Below are 5,434 nucleotides of genomic sequence, written 5' to 3' on the forward strand. Positions count from 1 at the left end.
TGCCCCAGTATTTATACAATATATAAAGAATAGTAACAATTTATTAAAAGAGCTATTGTATAGCTCCCTACTAGGAAGCTGTTGCTGAATTTATCAAGTCATTTTGGCATTCCAGCACTGCAATCAAGCTCATAAGCTACTAAGTGTACGGTAAAAAAACGAGTTTATTCCTTAAACTTTTACCGTTTATCCCCACTTTTCACGACTTCTACCAGAAGTCTCATATCAAGTCCCGTTTGCCAAAAATAAGGTTTCTTAAAAGATGACACAAACACAACCAACAATTACACCTAAACTAGAAGAGCCTAAATTTGGCTTTAACGAATATGCCGAACGCTTGAATGGCCGAGCTGCAATGATTGGCTTTGGTTTGATGCTGGTGATTGAATATGTCACCAATCAAGGGGTGCTATCATGGCTGGGTCTGAAGTAGTGCCATCAACAAGCACAATCTTGAAGTTGTAAGCTAGGAATTAAAAGAGTTTCAACCAGCTGGAACAACCAGTTGGTTTTGACTTCAATAATTGATAGCGGAGTACTTCGCCCTTGATAGATTAATTATACTTATTCATAAATAACTGCCCTAGAATGTAAGCAAGAGAGGAATCGAAATACCTATTAGCGATTGAAATATCATAGACTTGCAACTAATATGTGCAAGGCGATTAATGAGTAAATTTCCTCCCCCTACTAAAAAAATCATAACTTAGTGTCTGCCTTGAATGAGAAAGGCAAATTATGGGTGAGGTATTCTTGGTAAATATACACAAAAGGTGAACTGGAACCAACCAAGCTGTGATGAATGCTGTATTACCTCGTTTTTTGAAGTCAACCTACCGAAAAGAGCCACTAATCAGTGTACTGATGACGATGGGCGTTATGGATGCCCTGATTGGCGGATTGAATGATAGCTGGTCGTTGTTTGCTTTTGGTTTGGGAACGGCAGGGATAGCGCTAGGCTTTAAGTTGTGGCGTTTTCAGCAGCGTCGTCCTTTACCAGAGGAGCCTGTAGTGCAACATTATTTGCCCTCTCGTTCTTCTAGTGCGCCTTTACCAATGTTAAGCGTTTCTAAGAAAAAACCACCTCTTTAGGATGTGCAGAGTTATGACTTAAATAACTCTGCAAAATTTATTGGGTTTAACTGTATCTATAAAAGTGAGGAAAAAGAGTGAGTAGTGAGGGAAGAGGTGGCGGTAATTTTCTGCGGCCGTATATTATCCTGGCATTTATGGCAGCTGTTGCCCTTCCAGTGAATACCTGGCAAGGGTTTTATATTCATCAAGCTCATGCTGCCATTGAAGAAGTAACGCCAAACTTCCCAGCTAATACCAACTTTGCTAATGCTCAACTACTTTACACACTCAAAGGACATAACGGAACCGTTAAATCCCTCGCTTTCAGTCCAGATAGCAGAATGCTTGTGAGTGGAGGTGCAGAAAATGAGGGTGTAATTCGCCTGTGGAATTTAGTAAAGGGCAAAAAGTTGGCGACTATTAACAAAGCACACAAAGCAGCCGTAGAATCTTTAGTGATTTCACCAGATGGGCAAACCCTCGTTAGCTGTAGTGATGACGATACGATTAACCTCTGGAGCCTAAAAAATTTCAAATTTAGCCGCTCTTTTGTCGGACATACCAGTAACGTCTTATCTTTAGCGGTGTCTCCTGATAGTAAAGTTCTCGTCAGTGGAGCTTTAGATGGGATTCGTATGTGGGATTTGCTACAGCAGCGTCCTCTAGGGACTATAGTGCGCTTTGATAATTTGATTTATACCTTAGCTATTAGTCCTGATGGACAGACTTTGGCTAGTGGTGATAATAAGGGTGTAATCAAGCTGTGGAATTTGAGTACGGGTAAATTAATCAGTGAATTGGCAGCTCATTCTAGTGCAGTTAGCGATGTGATCTTTACACCAGATGGACAAACATTAGTTAGTGCTAGCCACGATCGCACCATAAAATTGTGGAATATTAATACTGGAGAATTAGTCCGCACCCTTACAGGACATAATAACTGGGTAAATGCGATCGCCCTTAATCCCGATGGACAAACCCTTGCTAGTGCCGGGAGAGATGGAATTAAATTGTGGGATTTAACTACAGGCGAGTTAATAAATACACTTAGTGGACATACAGACTGGGTAAGCGCGATCGCTTTTAGTCCAAATGGTAAAATTCTTGCCAGTGGTGGATTCGATCAAAAAATCAAGATTTGGGGGATTCCAACAAAACGAAAGTAACAGCGATCGGACAAAATAATCGTCAAAGAGTAGACTATATCCCCGATTTATTTTAAGAAGTCGGGGATATCATTTTGACGCCAATACGGTTCAGTTAAGGCTAAAACCCTATGTGAAATCAATTTTTTAACGAACCACAGAGGCGCAGAGAACCCAGAGAGAAGGAAAAAATGCTTAACTGAACTGTATTGCCTTATCTCCCCCCTCTTCCTTGTCTACCTTGTCTCTTCTCCATGCCCAATGCCCAATGCCCCAGTCTCTCTTCTATTCTGGTAATTTATATTGCCCAACAATACGTTTGGCAAACTCTGGAACGTGCGCCTCTAATTTCTCTGGATGATTGCGCTTCACATACAAATAATTCCGAGTAAAGTGAGAATCAATGGAAAATCGCGCATACTCTAGACCTTTGGGGCCGATTTTTTCGATTACCACACCCATCAGTTTTGCTGCCCACATCGGCAGGGTAACGCCTTTATCGTAAGCGGGAATACTTTGTTGGACGGCTTCTTTCCGGTTGCCTTTAGACGTTACTGGTTGGGTATCTAACTGGTCTTTCACTAAATCTAGCATTTCCTTACCAGTGTCATTTCTAACTACAATCCATTGCCAGCCAAAGGGTGCGCCCATGTAACCAACAACTAAGTCGGCTAGGGAGTTGACGTAATCAAAGCAACTCATACAGGATGGGGCAAAGACATCTTTGAGTTTGTTGGTCTTCAAGCCAAAGAAAGGCACGGTTTCTGATGAGCCATCTTCATGTTTGAAGTGAACTCGGAAGTCTTGCATGAATTCGTAATGCACAACTGTATCAGGCGATCTGCTGGTGGTTTCTAAGAATTTTTGCAATCCGGCGCGGTTAACATTATCTACGCAGGGCGTACCTAAAACATACAGCTTTTCTAAACCAAGTTGTTTTTCTACGGCTCGTAATGCCTGGATTTGGCAACCAACACCAATTACCAACAGCCGCTTCATTCCCGATTTTTCCACCTGTTCTAATATGGAAAGGTTCGGAGAAAGTGTTGGTTTATTTACTCGTGCTGCTAGTATTTCTTCTGGGGTACGGGCGATGACTGGCATGGGTTGAAAGCGGTCTTCTTTGGTGTTTTGCACGCAGACTACACCTTCAACTAAGCCGCGATTAAGCATTTCAATGGCAATGCTGCTCACAATACCTGTCCATTGTGCGCCTTCGATGGGCTGCTGTTTCTTCGCCGCTATCATGTCTTGATGAACACCAAAGTAGAGTTCATCGGGGTTTTCGAGATGGCGCGATCGCGTGTGTGTTTCTTCTTCAAGTTCGCCTATTTGCTGATTAATAAAAGCGCAAGCTTCCTTGACATAGTGAATATAATATGTATCGCATAGCCCGCACTCGCTACAGAGTTCTTTCGCAGGGCGGCGGCTGGTAGATTTTAAGGCTCTGGCTTTTTTGTGAGGAGAAACTGAGGTCATATAAACTTTTTGTTTTATCCAGGAATCGCTTTTATTACAATACCTTCACTCGCTATGAACTTGACGATAGAGGATGAACAAGACATTGTAATATTTTGAAACGCAGAGGGACGCAAAGTAAACGCATAGGCGCTTCGCCTTCCCGCAGGGTAGGAACGCAGAGTTTTGCTTAATTTATTTTGCTACGAATTAATTAAATATTGTACTGAGGCTTTGATGAGGAACTATAGAAATACAATCTCACTCAGCGATGAGTAGGAGAAATAGAATTTGATTTTTGATACACAGATAAAAGCAGACATTCCCAAACTAGCAGCGGTTGAGCGTAAGAAAGTAAGTGTTTTCGAGATTGTTCTAGCTGGTTAATGATACTAGGTTGATGCCACTGCTGCCAGTAAAATTGCTGAAGATAATCAACTAACCACAGTTGTGCTTCTGTATCTAAATCCTTATCAATTTTTTTGGCTAACTCTAAGGCGTTACGGTAAGATTTAGGCGCTTTTTTCAAGTCTTCGAGTAACTCATCGGGAATAGCTTGTAATTGCTCATAAGATGCGATCGCACTTCCCGCACTACCAGCTGCTATGCTCAATACTGCCTGGTTTGACAAAATTTCCTGATGACCTGTTTGTGTGAGTATAACAGCTAAAGAGTGTGCATCTAAGCGATAAAAAGGAATGCGTTGACAGCGTGATACCAAAGTCGGCAACACAGATTCAGGTGTAGGTGCAATTAAAATTAATGTCGCCTGTCCTGGTTCTTCCAAAGTTTTAAGTAAAGCATTCGCTGCGGCTTCTGCCATTGTTTGCGCTTCTTCCAGCACTACCACATTTCTCGGCGCTTCCAAGGGCGGACGACCTAAAAACTCGGTAATTTCCCGAATTTGCTCTAATCGAATTACAGGAGGGGCTTTACGCTTCAGTCCTTTTTCGGCTGCTTCTGCTGCTGTTAATCGTTGTCCCTGGTATTGGTACGTTGGTTGCACCCACAATAAAGCTGGATGGTTGCCTTGACGCAAACGGTTTTGTAAAGACGCAGTGACTCCCATCCCATTAGAAAATAGCAATTCCACAAAGCATCTGGCTGCTAAACTCCTGCCTACACCATCTGGCCCCACAAATAAATAGGCTGGAGGAACCCGGTTTTGTCTGACAGCCTGAGTGAGTAATTCTATAGCTTGCTGTTGTCCGATAACGGCTGCAAATGGATCGTTAGTCATTATACGACAGAGTTATCTAACCTGTTTTTCGTCGGAGCAAGTGCTGGATATCCAAGTCTACTAGGTGTGATTGGGAATGGGATGGATGTTGTAGAACTGCTGACAGGAGAATCGGTATGGCATAAAGCTGAAATACCTCAGCCTTTGGTGGCAGTTGGTTGATAAGTGCTGAAGTGCTGAGTACGATTCTTAATTTTGTACTCAGCACTGTTTGGGTAAATTAGCAATCAAACCTTAGACGTGAGAAATCTGGATATCTCCGCGTGTGCCAACACAGCTCCAGGTTCGCGCTGGAGAGCGTTGTAATACTTTCTCTCGAAGGTATTACCCGTCTCTAACGGTACAATGAGTGTACGGACATCAGCAATCAATTTTTGGAAATCGTCCAGCAATATCGGTTCATCTGCTTGGAGCATTTCATCAACTTGCACAACCATCTCAGAAATGCGATGTAGCCAAGCAAATTGTTCGTGAGCAATGACTAGCTGAAGAAGTTCTCCACTTGATACTCGTCCAC

At 42.5% G+C, this 5,434-nt stretch carries 6 protein-coding genes and 1 pseudogene; 4 read left to right on the forward strand and 3 right to left on the reverse strand.

Features of this window, described 5'->3' with window-relative positions; all coding sequences use genetic code 11:
* The first annotated feature begins 262 nt into the window (after positions 1 to 262).
* The 3 genes from IQ229_RS11215 to IQ229_RS11225 all read left to right on the forward strand — a co-directional run bounded on the left by IQ229_RS11215 (position 263) and on the right by IQ229_RS11225 (position 2,240).
* Positions 263 to 433 (forward strand): hypothetical protein, encoded by a 171-nt coding sequence (locus tag IQ229_RS11215; RefSeq protein ID WP_099099534.1) that lies wholly within the window; start codon positions 263 to 265, stop codon positions 431 to 433.
* Between the two features lie 365 nt (positions 434 to 798).
* Positions 799 to 1,092, forward strand: a complete 294-nt coding sequence (locus IQ229_RS11220) for a hypothetical protein (RefSeq protein WP_094349593.1) — start codon at positions 799 to 801, stop codon at positions 1,090 to 1,092.
* A 137-nt stretch (positions 1,093 to 1,229) separates the two neighbouring features.
* On the forward strand, positions 1,230 to 2,240 hold the full coding sequence (locus tag IQ229_RS11225; protein ID WP_194043713.1) for a WD40 repeat domain-containing protein: 1,011 nt from the start codon (positions 1,230 to 1,232) through the stop codon (positions 2,238 to 2,240).
* 264 nt (positions 2,241 to 2,504) lie between these two features.
* Here IQ229_RS11225 and IQ229_RS11230 read toward each other — a convergent pair whose 3' ends face one another.
* Together IQ229_RS11230 and IQ229_RS11235 are read right to left on the reverse strand one after the other, a co-directional pair.
* Entirely contained in the window at positions 2,505 to 3,698 is a 1,194-nt protein-coding gene (locus tag IQ229_RS11230; protein ID WP_194043707.1) for a Coenzyme F420 hydrogenase/dehydrogenase, beta subunit C-terminal domain, read from the reverse strand.
* A gap of 244 nt (positions 3,699 to 3,942) precedes the next feature.
* Positions 3,943 to 4,917 (reverse strand): DNA polymerase III subunit delta', encoded by a 975-nt coding sequence (locus IQ229_RS11235; protein WP_194043709.1) that lies wholly within the window; start codon positions 4,915 to 4,917, stop codon positions 3,943 to 3,945.
* On the opposite strand from IQ229_RS11235, the pseudogene IQ229_RS23930 reads away from it, so the two are divergent.
* Positions 4,918 to 5,079 (forward strand): annotated as a pseudogene (locus tag IQ229_RS23930) (phytoene desaturase family protein); the annotation flags it as partial.
* A 65-nt stretch (positions 5,080 to 5,144) separates the two neighbouring features.
* Here the strand turns inward: IQ229_RS23930 and IQ229_RS11240 are convergent.
* Positions 5,145 to 5,434, reverse strand: a 290-nt coding sequence (locus tag IQ229_RS11240) for a hypothetical protein (RefSeq protein ID WP_194043711.1), incomplete at its 5' end; no start/stop codon positions are given.

This window comes from Nostoc cf. edaphicum LEGE 07299, assembly GCF_015207245.1.
Taxonomy (GTDB): domain Bacteria; phylum Cyanobacteriota; class Cyanobacteriia; order Cyanobacteriales; family Nostocaceae; genus Nostoc; species Nostoc edaphicum_B.

Bases quoted from the DNA above. Each gene is read 5' to 3' on its own strand.
- IQ229_RS11215 (WP_099099534.1), top strand. From the start codon at position 263: ATGACACAAACACAACCAACAATTACACCTAAACTAGAAGAGCCTAAA.
- IQ229_RS11220 (WP_094349593.1), top strand. From the start codon at position 799: ATGAATGCTGTATTACCTCGTTTTTTGAAGTCAACCTACCGAAAAGAG.
- IQ229_RS11225 (WP_194043713.1), top strand. From the start codon at position 1,230: ATGGCAGCTGTTGCCCTTCCAGTGAATACCTGGCAAGGGTTTTATATT.
- IQ229_RS11230 (WP_194043707.1), bottom strand. From the start codon at position 3,698: ATGACCTCAGTTTCTCCTCACAAAAAAGCCAGAGCCTTAAAATCTACC.
- IQ229_RS11235 (WP_194043709.1), bottom strand. From the start codon at position 4,917: ATGACTAACGATCCATTTGCAGCCGTTATCGGACAACAGCAAGCTATA.